The organism is Ulvibacter sp. 2210JD10-4, from assembly GCF_058148525.1.
The window spans coordinates 1-266 of sequence record NZ_JBYVJZ010000041.1 but is presented as its reverse complement, the minus strand read 5'-3'; the positions used below and the strand labels follow the sequence as shown (position 1 = coordinate 266).

Below are 266 nucleotides of genomic sequence, written 5' to 3'. Positions count from 1 at the left end.
ACATTGGTCACTACATCATATTGCTGAACATCTTCTCGACTCCGTTGGTTTGGCCCTTGCTCTATAGAACCAAATCCTACTGTACTTCTCCCGGCAGTAGCACTTACTGTCGCAAAGTATGCAATATTAGCATCCATACTAGCTACAGCAGCCCATCCTCCTTGGTTTTTAAGTTCTGAAAGACGTAGTTCACTGAACCAAACTTCCCCACAAAGTTCATTACTTGTAGGGTTTTTAAGTCCTAACATAATGGTACGGACATTTCC

1 protein-coding gene is annotated in these 266 nt (G+C 42.5%); it reads right to left on the bottom strand.

Annotated elements, in window-relative coordinates:
* On the bottom strand, nucleotides 1–266 hold a 266-nt coding region (locus tag ACY2RT_RS15390), incomplete at both ends, for a hypothetical protein (RefSeq protein WP_490156807.1).